We start from the raw sequence: 19,208 nt of genomic DNA on the forward strand, positions 1-19,208 counted from the left end.
GAATTATTCATCTCTAATTCAAAAAAATAAAAAGCAAAAAAATCCACCAGCAACATTTGTTGCTGTGGACTTTTTGTAAGCTTATTATGTATCGAGATCCGTATTCTTGCTCACATAGAGCTCACTAGGCTGAACTTGATATCGACCGGTTTGCAGCAGCTCTGGTAAACGCCCCATCCGTTCCGCTAAACAAGAAAGACTTTGCTCATGAAAATTAGAAAGCCCCGTATGAATCCGATCTTGAAAAGGTTTAAGCCACCTTGATTCTAAGTGATCAGGACCGAAATAAACCCCAAGCAGAGAGCCAGCCGTTGCTCCAAAGCTATCCGTATCGTTGCCTTGCATCACCTGCTTGCATATTCCATCACCAACATTGTCTGCAAAACGCAGGGTATTAATTAAGGTGCCTATTTCCTGATAAACATCACAGTGACAATAATTCGCATACTTATGGTTAATGCTCTGATACGCTTCCAGCCAGTCATCTGCATTCGCTACCATCTCAAGGCAATCTTTAGTAATCTCGTAGAATCGGCTTCTTTTAGGTACGAATTGCAGAGCCGTATTGATTATTTCAATGGGATCGCGCTGCACGTGAGCAACAGCAATCGCAGCAGCAATGAACATCGTGGAGTAAATGCCGGTCCGGCGATGAGTAAAACTTGCATCCCGCCAAGCTAGCTCAGCAGCCAGAGCAGGTTGACCAGGACAGGCATATCCGTAAGCATCTGCACGAATCGCCGCACCGCATAGTTCCGTTCCCTGCACCATAAAATCAGGCCAAGCCTCTATTTCAGAATGATTGAATAGTTCCTTATCATGCTCCAAATAGCTAATCCCTGATCGCATCAAAATAGCTCTTTCCGGCCCCCAAGTTGTACTTATCGGAAGGTGATTTAACCATAAATCCCTTAAATTTCTTTTCGTAAAACCATCACCGAATTGTTCTAGCACCATCATTCCCATTAATGTGTAATTGATATCATCATCAGGTGCCACATAACGAATTCGCCCCCGTGTCGTCTCAAACCAAGACCAATGACGACGATCCAGCGCATGGAGAGTTTCTTCAGAAATGTAATCATTCAGTGGCCATTCCCCTACAGAAGTTAACGCTTGACGTAATTCCAACAAGCTGGGGTTTACCTCTATCGGTTTGCCTAGCATTGAGCCACAGACTGAAGCAAGGAAACCTGCCTCTACACGCTTTGAGCTATCCTTCAGATTCAAAATCCCGACCTGACCTAGAGGTCGAGCCGGATCACATTCCCGCCATATCTCATCTAAATCGTTTGGCTCATAGTAAGGCCAGTTGTCCCTCATTGGAATGACAGCCAAGCTATGGGCGAATTCTAGATAGGCATCATAGCTTGCAGGGAGCTTTTCCAACTTAGCTAAATAACCGGAGGTTTGATGCCCCTGCTCGAATTTATTACGCAGAACTCCCTCTAATTGAAGTTTAAGAAATGTGAGTGATGGTAGCATATTGCATCTCCTTTGTCCTCGTATCTATCCACAATACATCAATATCATAAGCTTTAGAAGTAAAAAATAACTAGACAAAAAAGTATTGGTCGAATATTGATTTTCCCTTAATAATCCTTCATCCCAACACTATCGAAACTGCACAATACACTAACAACAGTCCCATCAGTACATTAAATTGACTTCTATATTTAGATATCATTTTTTTGAAAAGAGAACCACACAAACACCAACAAAAAGTGCCCATATAACCGATGAAAGCAAGAATTAAAGAATAACTCAATAATCTAAAAGAGGAAGAAGGATAGGTAAGGATAAATGTCGATGTAACTGTGATCCCATATAATATCCCTTTTGGATTGATAAATTGTAAAAGCATTCCTGCAATAAAGCTATTGTGTTTATCTCCAGCTGTATCACTTTCTGCTTGTTTACTTGTAATCATTTTAACTGCTAAATACAGCATGTAGATTCCGCCTATTACAGCCATAATAGATTTAATTTGTGGAAGAAGATTATTCAAAAGTAGATTAAAGTAGGAACATAACAATATGATTATAAAAAATCCTGTACCCACTCCTAAACAAAATTTCATTGATTTTTTGAGCCCAACTTGGTTTGCAAAACCCATTGCCATAATATTATTGGGTCCCGGAGTAAAACTTGCAACAAATGCATATAAAAACAAAGAAACAAACACTAAATTATATCTCCCCTTCCAGCTTGTATGCTATAATGTATCCATCAGACGTTATAACGTACATTCGTGCGTTTTATTGTATATCACGATCGTTATAAAGTAAATGGAGACAGGAGTAATTACAGTGGAAGAAATAAATCTAATTATTGCGGAAAATATAAAAAAGATAAGAAAAAGTAAAGAGTTAAGCCTGGAAAAGGTTGCGGAATTAACAGGAGTCAGCAAAACAATGATTGGTCAAATCGAAAGAGGCGAATCGACACCAACCATTACAACCCTTTGGAAAATCGCCAATGGCTTAAAAATTTCATTTTCTGCGCTGATAGATTACCCAAAGCCTGACACAAGAGTAATCTTAAGAAGTGACATTCAGCCACTGCTTGAAGATAACGGAAAATATCGAGTGTATCTATCTTTTCCATTTGAAGAAAGTAAACGGTTTGAAGGTTATACCGTAGAGATAGACAAGGGTGGGTACCTTGATGCCAATTCTCATATGGAAGGTACCGAAGAATTAATCACCGTGTTTGACGGAGAATTGTCTTTCCGTGTCAATAACAATGAATACCTCTTGAAATCAGGTGATTCTATCACATTCCTCGCAGACAAACCCCATGTATATCATAATCCAGGACAAACAATAACCCGGTTAAGCATGATTTTATACTATCCCTCTTAGCAAAAAAATCCCAAGGCACTTGAGCCTTGGGATTACGTTCTCTATGATAGGGTTGCTAGATGAGCTAATATCCTTTTACAAAAAACAAGCCATCCTTTAGAAGAACTAAAGGACGGCTTGTTCGTAATGCTTAGAGCGCCGCAATCCGCTGCTGGATGCGTGGAAATAAGGCGAAGGCATTCTCGTAAAATACTTTTTCGTGGTGCTGCTCAGGGACAAGTCGGCGGACAAATTCCGCATACAGGTCAATAGGAGCGAGTGGCCAATCCGTGCCGAACAACATTTTCTCATAGTGGTCGGAATACACCAGCGCCCGGCGAAAATGATCCATGAACAGAGGTTCATTCATGAACCGTTCAAAATGAGGCCGATCACCGACTACAAGACCGGACAAATCGGCATAGACGTTTGGATTTTTGGCCACCACTTCGGCGGCATCCATCACCCACGGATCGCCAAGATGGCAAATCATAAAATTCACATCACGTCGTTGGAATGCTAATTCGTCCACGGTAAGAGGATGTGCATACTTAAGCAATCCATTCATCGAGTACGTATCACCGGTATGAATGACGACAGGCGTGCCGTACTTGGCTGCCAACTCATAGATCGGTGAATAGATTTTGTCATAAACGTAATGATGATAGTACCCGGCGTAGAGCTTAATACCAGCCACCTCGGGCGCTTGCAGCCGTGCCTCAATTCGGTCGAGCTCCTCCTGAGCATCCTTGCCTCCGAGCATATTCGGATTGATCCCCACGCATTCCATTAAGAAAGGCGGCACAGTGTCTTCCAAGTCAAGGCCCATCGGATTAGGGGAAGTAGAGTCAGGGAAAGCTCCCTTCGTCTGCTCCGATACCCCCATTCCAATGCCCAGAATAACGTCGTTCTTATCAAACTCCGCTTTGAGCCCGGCAGCAGTGTAATCGACTTTGGAGAGATCCAGTGCTGTTTGATGAAAGCTGTCGATGTCCGACAGATGAATGTGAATATCAATGATCGGCATTTAAGATCTCCTTTTCGTCAGTAGGTCTAGCAAAGGTCAGCTTCAAAAGACTGCGGATATCCTCTGAATTCAGAGCGAGTTCTCCCATGATCAGGAAGGACGGCTGTGTCCAAACGGTTTCTCCATTGAGAAGCGGAAGATGATGATGCACGCCGTGATTAAATACCTTATTGTTCACATACGCCGAGGCACTCTGATTCGGATGACTGCTCACCATATGCAGCATATCCTTACGCGAAGATGCACCAATTCGCAATAGTCCCTTGGCCTCAAGATAAGTTTCAACCGTTCCTAATAAGAACTTGCCCTCCTTGGAGAATTCCATCCATCCTTCGGCATAGACTGGCGAAGGTTTGATATAATTCTCCTCCGACAACGAATAATTCGGCAGGGTCATTCCACTGTCATTGGTCACCGAATGCAACACACAGAGCACAGGGACGCCGGGGAGCATTAGGTAATGCTGATTAACAACAATCCCTCGGTTCTTTTCCTGCTTCTCGATCGAAGTAGTGATACGTAATCCTTTCCATACATTGCCCTGAACATCCATTTGCTCGGTCCAAGCTGCGCTTCTTGGCTCCTCCAAACGACTAAATCCACCTATGCCTGAAATACCTACACCGAGTCCACCATGCCAAGGATTCCACCAGGAACGTGGTGCTGCTTCCGGGTAGGAGCTATCCAGCCATTCTTCTCCATGGTGCTTCAGGGAATGCACAACACTGCCGAAATCAGGAGCAGCTGCAATAGAAAGAACTCCGTTGCTCACAGTGTAAATAGGACCCGCTGGTCCCTCTTCTGTGCCACAGACAACAGCTGCTGTTTCCGTTTGAGGGAACCAGAGGCCGGTTCGCTCTTGAATACGATCCTCTCCACGATAGACGACTCGTACCTTCTGTCCTGATTGGCTGTGTTCTGAAGAAGATTCCGCTTCCTCAGGTGAGAGCTCAAAGCCCGCGGAGTGCAGATTCTGCTCTCTTTGCAGCTCCATCTCAGCGACTTTCTGCTCCTCTCCTCTATCCGTTAGTACATACAGCTCGAGGCTTCCATTAAGCGGAGTCATCTTTCGTTCGATTAACTCCGCATGAAGCGCCCCCGCCGCAAACGGATTTCCACCGCCGAGCGTTAATTCAAGATGATCATCCAACACAGGTGTGATCGGATCCAGCTGCTTCCGTGCAAAGGTGCGGAAATCCGACCACTTCAGGAAGGTGTTTAAAGCGAACACCAGCGTCTTTGTTCGTACGACATCTCCAGCAGAGATTTGACCAAGATTATGTTCCAGTCCAAGTGGATACTCCGGACGAAGCAGCTTCAGCGAAGGGTCCCAGCAAACGCCGCATGTGACATTTTCTTCCTTGCTAAACAACCAATTTTCCGTAATTTGAGCGCTGTCCCAATAACTCGGATCACCCGAATAAGCATCGCCCATATCTACGTAATGACCCTGATAAGGCAGGATGAGCCGTTTGCCAAAAAATCCGAAATTCGTTAGCAGATACATATCCTCTTCCAACGTTTGGTTACTAGTATTGTGTACCTCGCTATAAAACTTAGCGATTCCGTTTGCAAAGAGCTTAGCCACTCTTTTTATCTCCAGACCCGGGAATTCATCCGATTCATAAAGAGTCTCTAGAATTTGGCCCTCTCCTTCGGAATAGATCTTTACTTCTTTAGCCTGTTTCTTCGAGAATTCTTCGGCGAATGGTTTACCTAACTTCGGATGGGTCAACCAGAAATTATGGCTCGAGCCGGGATATTCAATCCACATCCCATTGTCGTTATTATTAAGATGTACGGAGTAGGTGCCGTTTACAGCCACCCACTGATCCCCGTTTTCCCCACCAAAGCGGCCATGTGTTCCTTTCATTAGCACAGATAATTTGCTGATGAAGGACACTGCCTTCTCTCCAGCCGGAACGGCCGTCACCTCAATATCCCGTGAATAAAGGCCATATGAATTTAGGGTAAAGGGTACTCGGATGGAAGCCTTACTTTTAGCTGGAACCGAGAAGCTTACTGTCCGATCCGCCCACGTCAAAAATTCTTCCTCTGGCAAATCAAAAGAAAATTCCGCTTCCGCTGCAAAATTATTCTCAACATTCAAATATAGCTCAGCGGGAAGACCCGGATACAGCTCACGTGTTGGCAACTCCATCATCATTTTCAGCGGGAATTTAGGAGCAACACCTATGCGGAACTCAGCGCGCTTGCCACCGATGATCCATTTGCTCATAACCACGGGGTGAGTCTTCTTGTCGTTTTGCTCTTCACGAATCGGATCAAGCTCGAACTCACCTTCTACGATAACTGTTTCTCCTGGCGCGAGTGTTGGTGCAGCAGACAAGCCAAAACGAATATTCTTGTCATTTTGGCCTTTGATCTCAATAGCCAGATCAGACGCCGAACGATTCTTGATGTGATAGCGAATCTTGTAGGTGGAACCGAATACAAGATCGTGATCGTCAATCTCCGTGGAGATTTCATAGTCAGGTGTATCAAGAGCCGTCAGGCCGCGACCGGTCTTCTCGAATTCTGCACGTAAGGAGAGTTCTCCCTTTTGCCAAGTGTAATCGAAGAAATCAAAACCACGCTCCCGGCGGCCATCCGGCTGAATGGGCAGTTCACGGGTACTGTCTGCATACCAATCCAGCTGTTCAAAATAAGGAGCGAGTGCTTCCGTCTGCAGAACCGTCGGAATAAAGTTCATCAGATGAACGTAATCCTCATTTTTTTCCCAAAAAAATCCACATTTCTTATACATCGGTACGGCCTTCGTATTGCCTGCCCAAGTAAACAGATCAAGACGTGGCCAGCCCGCTTCAATTGTTGTACGAACAGCGTTCAAAATCAGATTACGACCTACCTTGTATCCGTGATAATCAGGTCGTACATTCAACAACGGAACATACAAAGCTCCTTCGTCTTGACGGTAATGGGCAAAACTGCAGAAGCCAACCACTTCCTCACCATCAACGGCGAGAAACACATTCAGATTGGACGAGATTTCCATCTCGCGGCGCACTGTATCCTCTGTTCTCTGATTGGTGCCTCCACCCCAGCTTTCGTTGCTACGGTTCCACATTTCTGCAACCGCCTTAGCGTAAGAAGGATCATATTCTATAATGCGGATTTGTTCCGCTGTAGTCTTAACAGTCATGCTCTCAGCTCCTTTTTCCTCAAATAGAGTATGTATACAACTTTATTCAAATAACTCCTACGAGTTCTTATTATACTATTAATTGGAAGACTGTTACGAGGTAAAAAACTTGATAAAATAAACTTTCTGCTCCAAAATTTCGTTAGCTGGACATTTGCTCCATGCATATAGAAAGACGAAACGCATAGTTACTGATGTAATACGTTTCGTCTTTTCATAAGGTTTCTAATAGCTTCAATCACTTGTGAGGATCGACCGCTACTTAATCTATTAGTTTTCGCGTAAATGCACTAGCAATCCACCAGCCCCGGTCACCAACATATCAGTTCCTGTCCAAAGCATTTCATTAAAATTATAAAATTCATTATGCTCATAGAAGTTCCAGCTCTTTAAATCCTTCGAGACTCCAATTCTGTTGCTGCTTATGAACCGGTAATCTTTTCCTGTCCAGACTAATCTACTAGCGTTACTGCTGGCGGCATGGGTTTTTATATATTCATCATATTGTCCCTTTACTGCTGTCCATTGCAGACCATTAGTTGAGCTATAAATATGATCCGATACAATGATGAATTTATCCTTCGCCCATTGTACATTTAAGAAAGTGTAAGCTTCTTCATAGTCGTTCTGCTGTTGCTTCCAATTAGGAAGATCATTCCCCAGCGTAAAGGTCTGCAGATTCCATTTGGTTAAATTAGTACTCTGCACAACGATGGCTTTACTGCCATTAGTTCCGACTACAACAGTGGTTCCGTTATGAGTTGCAATGTCCGTCAGCTTACCAGACCAGTCATAGACTTTTTTCCAAGTTGTTCCGTTCTCTGAAGAGTAGATCATCGACTTCTTATCATTGCCTTTAGCATGCCCGATAGCTACATACTGTTTGCCAGTCCAAACCACATGTTTCATTTCGGCATCCAGAGGCTTATTGTTTCTGTTCCAAGCAATACCATCTTTGGATGTCCAGGCATATTGCAATCCTACCGCTACAAAAACGTTACCGTTCCAAGCCACGGAGGTCAGACCGTTTACTGTAGTATCCTCCCTGTTACCCAGCAGAATCTGCTGCCAATTCTTTCCGTCCTTACTAGTTGCAACAGTTGGAACTGCATACGTATAGAGTGATCCAACGGCGACATATGTTCCATTCCCTTTTACAACCTGATTGAAGGAAGCATCTGGCTTCCCACTCTGCTTTAAATCCCACTTTAAACCGTCTTTGGATACGGCCAGACGGGTACCCGAATAACCAACAAAATATTTCCCGGTATAGGTCACCATCATCCCCAGAGGCATATTAGGAATTTTCTGCTGCTGCCAATTCACTTTATCAGTGGACACAAACACTATACCTTCTTCGCGAAATCGAGTAGCGTAGATTAGGTATTGCTTGCCATTCCAGAATATTTCGCTACGGCTGTACAGACCGGAGAACATATCTGAAGTTCTCACAAGCTTGAAATTAATCCCATCCTTAGTACTGAGGTTATTGCCTTCGGTATCATAAAATACAAGTGTGCCATCAGACTGAAGCTCATCAAAAGTCAACCAATAGTTACGAATCGGTTTTCCATTTATTGTTGCTTTATATTTTAGATTGTTATTTACTTTACCAGACTGTTGGGTCCACTGGTTTAAATTATCGGATGTATATACAATTAGCTCAACATTTCGTTTATCACTCGGAATATAAATGAATTGATTCCGAGTACCCACGGAGCCATAGTACGTATATCCCCCGTAAGTCATCAAATAACGCTTACCGTTCCAGTAAATCTGATCCAGACGTTCACCAACCGTTCCTTGCAAGTTCCACATGATTCCGTCCGTGGAAGTGTAAACTTCCGTCTTCATGGTCTGATCCGGATAAGACAACAGAATGAATTGATTATTCTGCCAAGTGATCGTGTAAGATTTCAAAACCGATGACTGTAGTTCAACTGCTGTTTCGATCCACTTTTCTCCATCCAGAGAATAATACAGATGAGGTACGCTTAAATTCTGATCACTTAAAAAGAAGCGATCATGTTGATAAGTGATACTTATTTTGCTTGAATTGATCGGTAAAGGCCTTGTACTCCAGGTTGCACCTCCATCTTTAGATACAAGGAAACCCGTCAGCTTAGGAATAATAATCAGACCCTTACCATTGCTTGCAGCTTGCCCTAGCTCGTTTCCCTTAACACCATCAAAAGTAAATGTGAACTGTCTCTCTGCGTCCCCTGTTAACGCGGAAAAGGGAACCTTTTGCGGAGTAGCAATAGTCTTTTGATCTGAACCAGTACCAGACTGCTGCTTGGAGTTATCTCCCCAAGTTACAGCACTTCCGTCCGCTAGAAGCGCAAAAGAATGAGCCGCCATACATCCGCTGCTCAATCCAACGGCATTGTTCAGATTTGAAACCTTGACCGGTTGCACAGAATACTTGGTGGTCCCATCTCCCAGTTGGTTTCGATCGTTGAAACCCCAGGCCCAGACTGTCCTATCCTCTTTCAGAACGGTGTAAAAGTTCTCTCCAGAAGTAATATCCTGAATGCCCTCTAACCCTTCAATCCGTTCAACTGCACCTTCTTCTCCCTGCAGAAGCTTGAGATTGATTACACCTGTGTTTGGACTTGAAGTGTAAATGGTTGAGACACCCCAGCCCCATACCTGTCCATCCTCTGACAAGGCATAATTGGGCTGGTTCGTTTGTCCATTAATAATCTTCTTGATACTAGAAAGACCTTCAACCTGGATAGGAACCGATGATTTATTGCCTATACTCCACACTGTTCCGTCGTTTTTAATAGCGTATGTATCAAAGAATGCCTTAAAGTCAGCATTTGAAAGCTCAGGTCTTTTTACCGCTGCTTTGCCGGGTTCAGAAGGCACATACATCCAGACGGTACCATCACTCTGTGTGGCATAAACATATGCCTCGGCATCGCTGATCTGTACGATCTGCTTAAGCCCCTTAATCTGACTAAATGATGCAGTATCTTTTGAATAGTTAAACCGTCCCCATACCGTACCGTCTTTTAGAAGCACCTGTAGAAATTGGTTACCACCTTGAATATCTTTAATTGGCTTATCTTTAAAGAAAGAAACTTCTTGAGGAGCTGCGTTCCCTATCTCCCCAAAGTTATTATATTGACCCCAAGCCCACAGATTTCCTTGGGTATCTAAAGCATAGGATTGAAGATTGCTGGCAACAATCTTTTGCACTTTCACACCGGTATTAGCATCCTGATTCCCTACTTCTAAGGCTTTAGCAGAAGGAACTGCGGTAATAAATGTTCCGGTAATTAGCAGTAGTATTAAAACTATCAATGTTATATCTCTTGGGACTACTCTCTTAAATAAATTCATAGTATGTTCTCTAAACTCCTTCGCATCCTTAATAAACGCAATGTTTCTTACGAATCCCAAATTCATGAACCCTCTTGCTGTATTAAACTTCATCACTCTCCCTTTAGGAATATTATACTATCGTTTCCATAAATAACTTATTGAGAAAAAGGAGGTTTTGTAAAACTATGGAGTAACGTAAATAAGACCATGAATTCCGAATCTGCTAATTTATTTTGCGTAGTAATCATAAAAAAGCTGTCGAGACTCCCTCGACAGCTTCGAATCTACTCTATGAGCAGCATTTCTATTTAACAACTCTCCACACGATCAGCTGATCTTTTTTTCAAATTCGCGATACCTACAATACAAATCAACAACACGCAGAAAGAGTAAGGAAGTGCCATATTAGCGGTGTATAAAGCTGTGCCTATAACTGGACCTATGAATGATCCTCCACCTTGAAGGGCCGCAATAAAGGAAGCAACGCTTCTTTGCTCATGGTCTTGAACCGCCATTGAAGCACCCGCACTGTAGCCAAGCAATGTAAAACCGATGCCAATTCCCAAGAATGTAAAGTCCACATAAGCAAATCTGATAAACAATAATAAGCCTAGCAGACCCAAAGCCACAAATAATAGCCCTACGAGCAGCACCTTCTTAGGATGCCATTTGAGATATTTGCTGATCACAATTTGCGAGAGCACCACCATTACTCCCGAGATAGCCAGACCCGTTCCAATTAACTGAGTGGCTTGCTGGGTACTGTATCCAAGGCTGTCTTGCACAAAAAATCCGATAGTAACCTGCACGATATTCAGAGCAAACGATAGCAATAGTCCAATCCATAAATAGAGGCGTATCCGTTTGTCGTTGGGTGAAAGTGAAATCGCCTGCCGTTCGATCTCGATATTCTTTTCTTTAGGAATAAACACTAGAAATAAAATAGCCAAGGTGAATAATAATATCGCTGCGGCGTACATTGGTGAGGTGAGTCCCAGCGAAGCCATTCCTCCGCTCATTGCAGGTCCTACTACGAAGCCAAGTCCATTGGCTGCACCGAATAATGCCATTCCCTGAGTACGGGTCTCTTTTGTACTCCAGCCCATAACATAAGCTTGTGCTAATGCCGGAATACCTCCAAAGAAAAAGCCGGCGATTGCGCGAAGTATAAAGAAACTCCAAAACAGGCTAGTTTTGCTCGCAGCATGTACTGCATAATCAGCGAGCAGAGCAAAAATGACTAGTGTTGCCATATAGACGAACATAATCGAAGCGAGCAGCCATTTTCGGCTCATGAATGTTTGTTTTTCCCAGAAATATCCTCCGAGCAGCCAGCAAAGTCCCGCTACCGATACCAAACATCCTGATTGAAAATCACTAAGTCCCAAATTTCGAGCAAGCGGTCCAATAATCGGATTAAATGCAGCTATCGATATCATCCCTGTAAGTACGATTAGAAACATAATACCCAGTCTGTATTTCATGAAATCCCCTTCTCCTCTCAAGTAAACCAAAAAAATATACGATTCATAATCGCTGTGTTCATGGTACTATGCTTGGAAGTCAGGCCTCTACCCGTTGACGTATAACTTTACTGGTTATCGGGATTATTAGTAGAACACAAAAAAACTGCTCCTAAGAGCAGTTTAAGTGATAGTCTTTCAATCTACCGTTCCAATATTCTCCAGGTGCAATGAACTTTCGGAGCTAACACCCGCTTCCGTACTCAGAGTAGTAAGTGCTTGTTTAAGATCCTCTTTATTCACATACACATATGGACTCTTCCAAAGAGATTCCACATGTAAGGAATTGATATGATCTGGTTTGAGTTTAGGGAAGTTCAACAACCATTGCTGGAGATCTGCTTGTGGAATATCAGTCTTCACATTTTCACCGATGATGTCCAATACATTCCCCCATTGGGACACGCCTTGGAAATTCCCTAGCTTATCCAGAATCTGCTTAATTACTTGCTGCTGTCGATCATTGCGCTGAAAATCGGAGGATTCAGCCGTTCCTTGATTCGATTTGCGGTAACGCACAAAGTCAAGCACATGTTTGCCATCCAGCTTCTGCAAGCCCTTCTTTAAGTTGATGTTCGTTCCATCTGCCGAATCGATATATTTCATATCCATATCGACATCAATGGTTAGCCCGCCAAGCAAGTCCACCGTCTCCTTCAGCACATCAAAATTCACCACAACCATGTGATCAATTGGCAGACCTAGTAAATTGCTGAAAAACTCTTTTGTATTAGGGATAGCTTCAGTTTTATCTTTTATGTAATGGTAAGCATAATAATAATTAGCTTTGCGAGAGGGCAACGATTTAGGTTTTAGCAACAAATCCCTCGGTATAGATAAGAAACTCGTCGACTTCGTGTCAGGATTGAAGCTGACAAGCATTAGCACATCGGTATTCATTACCCCACCACCACCGTCCCGACTATCTACCCCGGCAAGCAGAAAAATCATAGGTTCAACCGATACCGTCGCCTTTTTTTCCTCTGGGGCAGCGGTTGGCTGGACGTTGACTGGAGCAGCCATGCGCTCTATCGCGTTATCCGTCTTTTTGTATAAATACCCTGCATATACTCCAATTCCGATAATCGTTGCGCCTAAGACAAGTCCAATGCTCGTCAGAATTTTACGAGTTGTTGTCCACTTGCGTTTGTTAGTCATAATTCCCTCCACTCAGTTCCAGTAGCTTTTTCAATCCGTGCTTTCATCCTTATGGACTTTCACACTTAGCACTATGCCAATCGCAATCATATTAGTAAGTAACGAGCTACCTCCATAACTAATAAACGGCAAGGATATCCCCGTCAGGGGCAGCAATCCAAGATGCATTCCAAGGTTAACAGAAACTTGAAAGATAATCATGGCGATAAACCCGGTGACAACATATGCCCCTGCACGATCCCTGCTTTCGAGTGCGATAAAGATCATTCGATAGACGAGCAATAAATATAGCATCAGCAAAATGGATGAACCTATAAAACCGTATTTTGCACCGATGACTACATAGATCGAATCGGAATACGCGTATGGAATATATCCTTTTCGCAAAAAAATACCTTCACTACCCGATAATCCACCGGAGCCAATGGCTATCATTGCGTTTTTGACATGCCAAGATTTATCGGGATCACTCTGCGGGTCCAAAAAAGCCTGAATTCGTGACAATTGATGGGGCTCGACAATCTTGGATAACAAGTCGAAGTTGGCATAATAGAGCCATAATATCGTGCCAATCGAAATAATCACCACACCGAGGATCAAGATCATATATAGAGCACGGATGTTACCTATCCAAAGCATACTAAGCAATATGCCCGCAAAAACGAGCGCTGTACCCAAATCGGGTTGATCCATGATCAAAATAAAAGGAATTAAAAAAACGAAACAAACCGGCACTAAATCTTGAAAAAAGCGAAGTTGCTGTCCTTCTCGTTTACCCATTAGATGAGCAATGAGCAGCACCGTACATATTTTTGCCAGTTCGGAGGGCTGGAGCTGAAAGCTTCCAATACTTAACCAACGCACGGCACCATTGAGGTTTTCCCCAACCAGCTTGACTAGCACAAGTAGACCAATACCTACGCTATAAAAGAGATATGCTAACCAGCCTAATAGAATCTTATAATCTACCAATGCGATGAATAACATGGGTATACAAAATAAAGCAAATAAATACAACGAACTGATGTAAAGACCATCTAACCGTGTATCCGTAGTCGCGCCATAAATAGCAACAGTACCAATACCAACTAGGCATGTTACGAGAAAAAGTACAGATCTGTCCAGCTTTGCAATTTTGGTGGTGAGAAACATGATACAACCTCTATTTAATTTCTGTATTTTTCTTGTTGTAAAATGAGCATCATAAATAATCCGCCTGAGCACTAATACATCTTGTTTCAAGATGAAGCTGAAGTGCAGCGGATTATAAAGTGGAATGATTATCTCAGATCAAATTTGTCCTGATACGCCTTCTTCGATAACAGCTTTAATTTATCTTCACTCAGCGTATAAATATCCAGTCCGTTCCCTGCCTCGCCCAATGACCAGCCCAGCGCGAGTTCGTTATGGCCATCATCATCGACATCATAGAATCCGGCATAATCCAGACCATACCCAAACCCCTCAACCTCCGAAATCTTTTGCCACGCTTCATTTTCCTGCCTAAGCAGCATTGCTTTTATAGAAGAACCTTTGTTTTTGCTGTACTCATATACAACTACAGCTTCGTCGATACCGTCTCCATCCATATCCCCAAAGGAGATAGCATTATCCTCTTGTCCATCCAACGGAGTTATCAATTGAGCTTTGTCGGGAAGCCATTTGATAAATTCCTGGCTCGTTTTGTCTCGCTGCAGGCTTGCTTCTGATGATGGAGGCTTAATGAGCTCTCCTGGTGTCGCCGGCACTCCGCATCCTCCGAGCAAAAGTATCGTTGTTAACATAGCACCTATTGTTATGAATTTGCTCGGCATTTGGATCATCGACTCCTCGCTTGTCCGCATATATAGTATTTTATCTGTGAAAGAGATGAAAGTGGTTATGAAATAGTTAAATTTGAGCTCTATTTATATCGGCAAGTCGAATTGGACAATCGTTCCTTTGCCCAAAACGCTGCTTATTCGCAGCTCTCCATTATGTAATGCGATAATTTGTTCCGAGATGGACAGTCCCAAACCGCTGCCTGACGCCTGATGATCCCCTTTGTAGAATTTTCGCCGCACATTCTCTAAATCCGCTTCTGCGATGCCTGACCCAGTATCCTCAACTGTAATTACAACTTTCCCTGGAACTGTATGGGCAGTTATAAGAATTCGACCTGAGGAACTAGTAAATTTGAGCGAATTATCAATGAGATTAATCATGACTTGCTTCACACGATTCTCGTCAGCTTGAATGACAGGCAGATTCTCTTCTATTTTCACTTGAAGCAAGATGTCTTGTCGGGTTGCTCTAGGGGTGAGTTGTCTGCCAATATGCTGCAACAGCTCTGTTAGATCCACAGTCGTGAGGTGAATTGCGATTCTTCCGTTATCCAATTTGGAGAAATCCAATAATTCATCCACCATATGAGTTAACCTGTCACTTTCAGATTCAATGATATCTAGCCCATCATGAAACAGAGCCTGGTTACTCTTCCCACCCGCCTTCAAGGTGATTACCCAGCCTTTGATAGAGGTCAATGGCGTACGCAGTTCATGGGATACGGATGCGATAAAATCATTCTTAAGCTGTTCACTTTTCGAGATTCGACTGGCCATCATATTCAATGTATCTGCCAAGGAACCAAGCTCGTCTTGATAACGCTTTTGTACTCTTATGCTGAAATCTCCTTCGGACATTTGGTCTGCTGCCTGTTTCAGATCTTTAATGGATCTGGTTATGGTCCAAGATAGTAATAATCCAAGCAAGGTGACAATACCAATCACGAGCAAACCTACCCCGATCAGCAAAACCGCAATTTGATTAACTGTATGTATCGTTTCCGTTAAGGAGGTAACAAACCTTACTTCCCCAACGATGTTACCTTTGGCTTGTAAAGGATAGGATACCGTAAAAATAGCTTCCTCGGTTACAGGGTCCTCCCCCTTCCAACTGCCGGGCTGCCCTTTTTTGGCTGCTTGCACATCCATGTTATCTGTCATCGTAAAATCGCCTTGGATTCCATTAGAATCCTGCAACAGCCGACCTTCAGCATTAATAATCTGTACCTGTGCATCGGAATGGCTGGCAAAGCCCTTTAACAACCTATCCGATTGTTCCTCTAAATCCTCGTCGCTAAAATATTGCTGATAAAAAGAAGCCGACAGTTCTGCTTGATTCATCAGGGTTTGCTCTATATTATGAAAATAATAATAACGTACAGATAAATTAAGAATAATCTCAAGAATGAGCACAGTAAGACAGATCACTACAAGATAGCTTCCTACTAATCTTTTCTGAATACCCATTCTTCAACCATCCTTTCTAAAGCGATATCCGAGCCCCCATACAGTCTCAATCCAATGCGGGTTAGAGGCATCCTCTTCAATCTTCTCTCTTAGCTTACGCACGTGAACATCTACTGTCTTTGGATCACCAATAAAATCCTCACCCCAGACCAGGTTCATTAATTCATTCCTAGATAGTGCTGTATCCGGATGCTCTAAAAAGGTCTTCATCAACTGGAATTCCTTCGGGGTTAATTCAATAATGTCATCGTGCTTAAACATCTTGTTCGAGTTCAAATCGAGGCGAATCGGTCCGGCTTGAAGGATAGTTCTTTGCGGTTTTAAAGCTGTTTCTGTACGACGCAATATCGCTTTGATCCGTGCCACCAGTTCTAATGGATTAAAAGGTTTCACAATGTAATCGTCGGCACCAATTTCAAGGCCATTGATTTTATCCAGATCTTGTCCTCGTGCTGTTAAAAAAATGATGATGACCCCAGGATCCTGCTCTCTTAGCTTCCGGCAGATCTCAAACCCATTTAAATCCGGCAACATGATGTCCAGAACAATAACATCTGGCCGGTTCGCCTCAAAGCTCTGCAATGCTGCTTCTCCACAAGCAGCCTCACTAACCACAAACCCATTATTCGTTAAATTGATAGCTATAAACCGTCTAATATTATCGTCATCTTCCACAATAAGTACTTGATTGCGTTCTACAGTATTCATGCTCTTCACCCCTATGACCCAGTATTCAAACATGCAAAAAAAAACAAAAAAACTCTCCCAGTAAAGAGAGAGTCTTGTCTCAGATCCCTGTAATTAAATCACAAGTGGATATTACTCTATATCGCTATGCTTGTCAAAAATCTAATCCAAATACACAGCCTTACCCGTTTGTGCAGATTCATAAATCGCTTCTAATATTTGCGAAACAACATATGCCTGTTCAGGTGTTACAACCGGGTCTTTATCCTGTTCAATAGCTTCGATCCACTTTCTTAATTCGATGTCAGGTGCACTTTCTGCTTTACCTTCATAGTAAGCCACGCCGCCTGCCCCAAGCTCAATTTTATTGGTGTACAGCTTGCTGAATTTCTCTCCATTAATTCTAAGTCCGTCCTTCATATCTGCGCCTGCTTCAGTTCCGCTCAAGCTGCATTTCGCTTCATGCACATCCAGAGAATTGAGTGCCCAGCTCGCTTCCAGCATAATTGTGGCGCCATTCTCCATTACGACCATCCCAAAGGCTGAGTCCTCCACGGTGAACTTTTTAGGGTCCCAAGGTCCCCAGGCGTTGGCGGCTTCTTCTTTTTGTGAGAGTTCATGATATTTGGTGCCCAGCACAACTTTTGGTTTATAGTTATCCATCATCCACAGCGTTAGATCCAGCGCATGGGTTCCGATATCGATCAGAGGTCCTCCACCTTGCTTCTCTTCATCGAGGAATACTCCCCATGTCGGTACCGCTCTCCGTCTGATGGCATGTGCTTTTGCAAAATAGATATGACCAAGCTCCCCGGACTCACATGCTTTTTTCAAATATAAGCTGTCTTCTCTGTAGCGGTTGTCATATCCAATGGTTAGTTTCTTGCCTGTACGTTTCGCTGCTTCCACCATTCGTTTGGCATCTGCTGCCGTCTTGGCCATTGGTTTTTCGCACATAACATGTTTTCCTGCTTCAAGGGCTGCAATTGAGATCTCAGCATGAGCGTCATTCGGCGTTAGCACATGAATAATATCAATCGAATGATCTTTTAATAGTTCTGTGTAATCCGTATATACAGCAGCTTCGCTAGTACCGTATTTCTCCGCTGCTTCTTCAGCACGTTCTTTAATAATGTCACAAAAAGCTACGATCTCCACTTTACTTTGCTTGCTCAAACTTGGAAGATGCTTGCCATTCGCAATTCCACCACATCCAATAATTCCTACGCGAAACACTTTACTCATATCTTTCACCCTCACTTCTAATTAGTTTGTTTTGTATTTCGATAAGTTGCTGGAGTCATGCCTAACCGCTTGCGGAAGACAATATGCAAATATGTAGCATTCGTAAACCCTTCCGTTTGAGCGATTTGTTCGATCGGACAATTGCTTTCTTCAAGCTTACGGCAGACCGCTTTCAACCTTATATCCTCAAGCGCCCTACTGAAAGATTGATCGGCGTTAACTTGTTTAAACACTCGCTGCAGCTGCCTTGAACTAATATTCAGCTTTTCAGCAACATTCTCCAAGGTAACAGCTCCTGAATAATTAGCTTCCATATATTGAATGGCGTATTGGTACCGATAAGTTGACATATCTCTAACAGGTGCTTCTGTTCGAATTCCACCTGCATCATACGCTCTTACTGCCTTTAATAAAATGCTGATTACGAGATGTTTAATGGAAGTGTAATATCCCGTTAGTTTACCTTCACAAGCTTCATAGGCTTCAAGAAAACATTTCATAGCGCTGTGATAATCTTGCGCTGGAACTAGTGGTAGCTGCTTTAGCTTCTGAACACAGGTCTCAGCCTCCGCAACCTCCCAAGGATCAACCTCCTCTCTGATCTTCTCTTTGATGTCCACATGTAGACACAGTTCTTCCATAGAATCATCTGGATCCGCCTCTTGGCGGTGCATGACACCCGGTCCGGTTAAATAAAACATTCCCTCAGACAAGGGGTATTTTAAATCGCCAAGAGTCACTTCTCCCTTTCCTCTTGGAATAAAATGAAATTCGAATTCAGAATGATTATGGAAATCTATGACTCTTCCCGGCGGAAAAGAGGTCAAATGAAATCTAAGAACTGTTATCTCGTAATGTCCCCATTGGATTGAAATATCCAATCTTTCGAGCATATCATGCTTCTCAAACATCATCTCATAGGGAAAGTTACTCAATGTT

The 19,208-nt window shown here is 43.1% G+C and carries 14 protein-coding genes; 1 reads left to right on the top strand and 13 read right to left on the bottom strand.

The features are described 5' to 3' along the window. Window positions 1-84 precede the first annotated feature (84 nt). Together MKX41_RS13820 and MKX41_RS13825 are read right to left on the bottom strand one after the other, a co-directional pair. Window positions 85-1,485 carry an ADP-ribosylglycohydrolase family protein gene (locus tag MKX41_RS13820; protein WP_076286529.1) on the bottom strand — a complete coding sequence of 467 codons (1,401 nt, stop codon included), beginning with the start codon at window positions 1,483-1,485 and terminating at the stop codon, window positions 85-87. Between the two features lie 118 nt (window positions 1,486-1,603). After that, window positions 1,604-2,185 (bottom strand): LysE family transporter, encoded by a 582-nt coding sequence (locus MKX41_RS13825; protein ID WP_076286530.1) that lies wholly within the window; start codon window positions 2,183-2,185, stop codon window positions 1,604-1,606. Between the two features lie 124 nt (window positions 2,186-2,309). On the opposite strand from MKX41_RS13825, the gene MKX41_RS13830 reads away from it, so the two are divergent. After that, window positions 2,310-2,864 carry a helix-turn-helix domain-containing protein gene (locus MKX41_RS13830; RefSeq protein WP_076299323.1) on the top strand — a complete coding sequence of 185 codons (555 nt, stop codon included), beginning with the start codon at window positions 2,310-2,312 and terminating at the stop codon, window positions 2,862-2,864. Window positions 2,865-2,994: 130 nt separating this feature from the next. Here MKX41_RS13830 and MKX41_RS13835 read toward each other — a convergent pair whose 3' ends face one another. From MKX41_RS13835 to MKX41_RS13885, 11 genes are all read right to left on the bottom strand, one after another. After that, window positions 2,995-3,870: an amidohydrolase family protein gene (locus MKX41_RS13835; protein ID WP_042189698.1), complete on the bottom strand. Its 876-nt coding sequence runs from the start codon at window positions 3,868-3,870 to the stop codon at window positions 2,995-2,997. Beyond that, the gene (locus tag MKX41_RS13840) at window positions 3,857-7,033 is read right to left on the bottom strand and encodes a GNAT family N-acetyltransferase (RefSeq protein ID WP_340971203.1); all 3,177 of its coding nucleotides are present in this window, start codon (window positions 7,031-7,033) and stop codon (window positions 3,857-3,859) included. Before MKX41_RS13840 ends, MKX41_RS13835 begins: the two co-directional genes overlap by 14 nt. 270 nt (window positions 7,034-7,303) lie before the next feature. Next, on the bottom strand, window positions 7,304-10,345 hold the full coding sequence (locus tag MKX41_RS13845; protein WP_340971206.1) for an RCC1 domain-containing protein: 3,042 nt from the start codon (window positions 10,343-10,345) through the stop codon (window positions 7,304-7,306). Window positions 10,346-10,674: 329 nt separating this feature from the next. Beyond that, window positions 10,675-11,850, bottom strand: a complete 1,176-nt coding sequence (locus MKX41_RS13850; RefSeq protein WP_340971208.1) for an MFS transporter — start codon at window positions 11,848-11,850, stop codon at window positions 10,675-10,677. 177 nt (window positions 11,851-12,027) lie between these two features. Then, window positions 12,028-13,047: an LCP family protein gene (locus MKX41_RS13855; protein ID WP_042189704.1), complete on the bottom strand. Its 1,020-nt coding sequence runs from the start codon at window positions 13,045-13,047 to the stop codon at window positions 12,028-12,030. 30 nt (window positions 13,048-13,077) lie between these two features. Continuing rightward, on the bottom strand, window positions 13,078-14,199 hold the full coding sequence (locus MKX41_RS13860; protein ID WP_076299326.1) for an FtsW/RodA/SpoVE family cell cycle protein: 1,122 nt from the start codon (window positions 14,197-14,199) through the stop codon (window positions 13,078-13,080). 128 nt (window positions 14,200-14,327) lie between these two features. Next, window positions 14,328-14,861 carry a hypothetical protein gene (locus tag MKX41_RS13865; protein ID WP_149646979.1) on the bottom strand — a complete coding sequence of 178 codons (534 nt, stop codon included), beginning with the start codon at window positions 14,859-14,861 and terminating at the stop codon, window positions 14,328-14,330. Window positions 14,862-14,954: 93 nt separating this feature from the next. Then, window positions 14,955-16,337 (bottom strand): sensor histidine kinase, encoded by a 1,383-nt coding sequence (locus MKX41_RS13870; protein WP_076286537.1) that lies wholly within the window; start codon window positions 16,335-16,337, stop codon window positions 14,955-14,957. Window positions 16,338-16,340: 3 nt separating this feature from the next. Continuing rightward, window positions 16,341-17,045, bottom strand: a complete 705-nt coding sequence (locus tag MKX41_RS13875) for a response regulator transcription factor (RefSeq protein WP_076286538.1) — start codon at window positions 17,043-17,045, stop codon at window positions 16,341-16,343. A gap of 141 nt (window positions 17,046-17,186) precedes the next feature. Next, on the bottom strand, window positions 17,187-18,269 hold the full coding sequence (locus tag MKX41_RS13880; protein WP_149646976.1) for a Gfo/Idh/MocA family protein: 1,083 nt from the start codon (window positions 18,267-18,269) through the stop codon (window positions 17,187-17,189). Between the two features lie 17 nt (window positions 18,270-18,286). Then, on the bottom strand, window positions 18,287-19,204 hold the full coding sequence (locus tag MKX41_RS13885) for a helix-turn-helix domain-containing protein (RefSeq protein ID WP_231573306.1): 918 nt from the start codon (window positions 19,202-19,204) through the stop codon (window positions 18,287-18,289). Between the last annotated feature and the right edge of the window lie 4 nt (window positions 19,205-19,208).

The organism is Paenibacillus sp. FSL R5-0475 (assembly GCF_038004585.1).
Taxonomy (GTDB): Bacteria; Bacillota; Bacilli; order Paenibacillales; family Paenibacillaceae; genus Paenibacillus_AQ.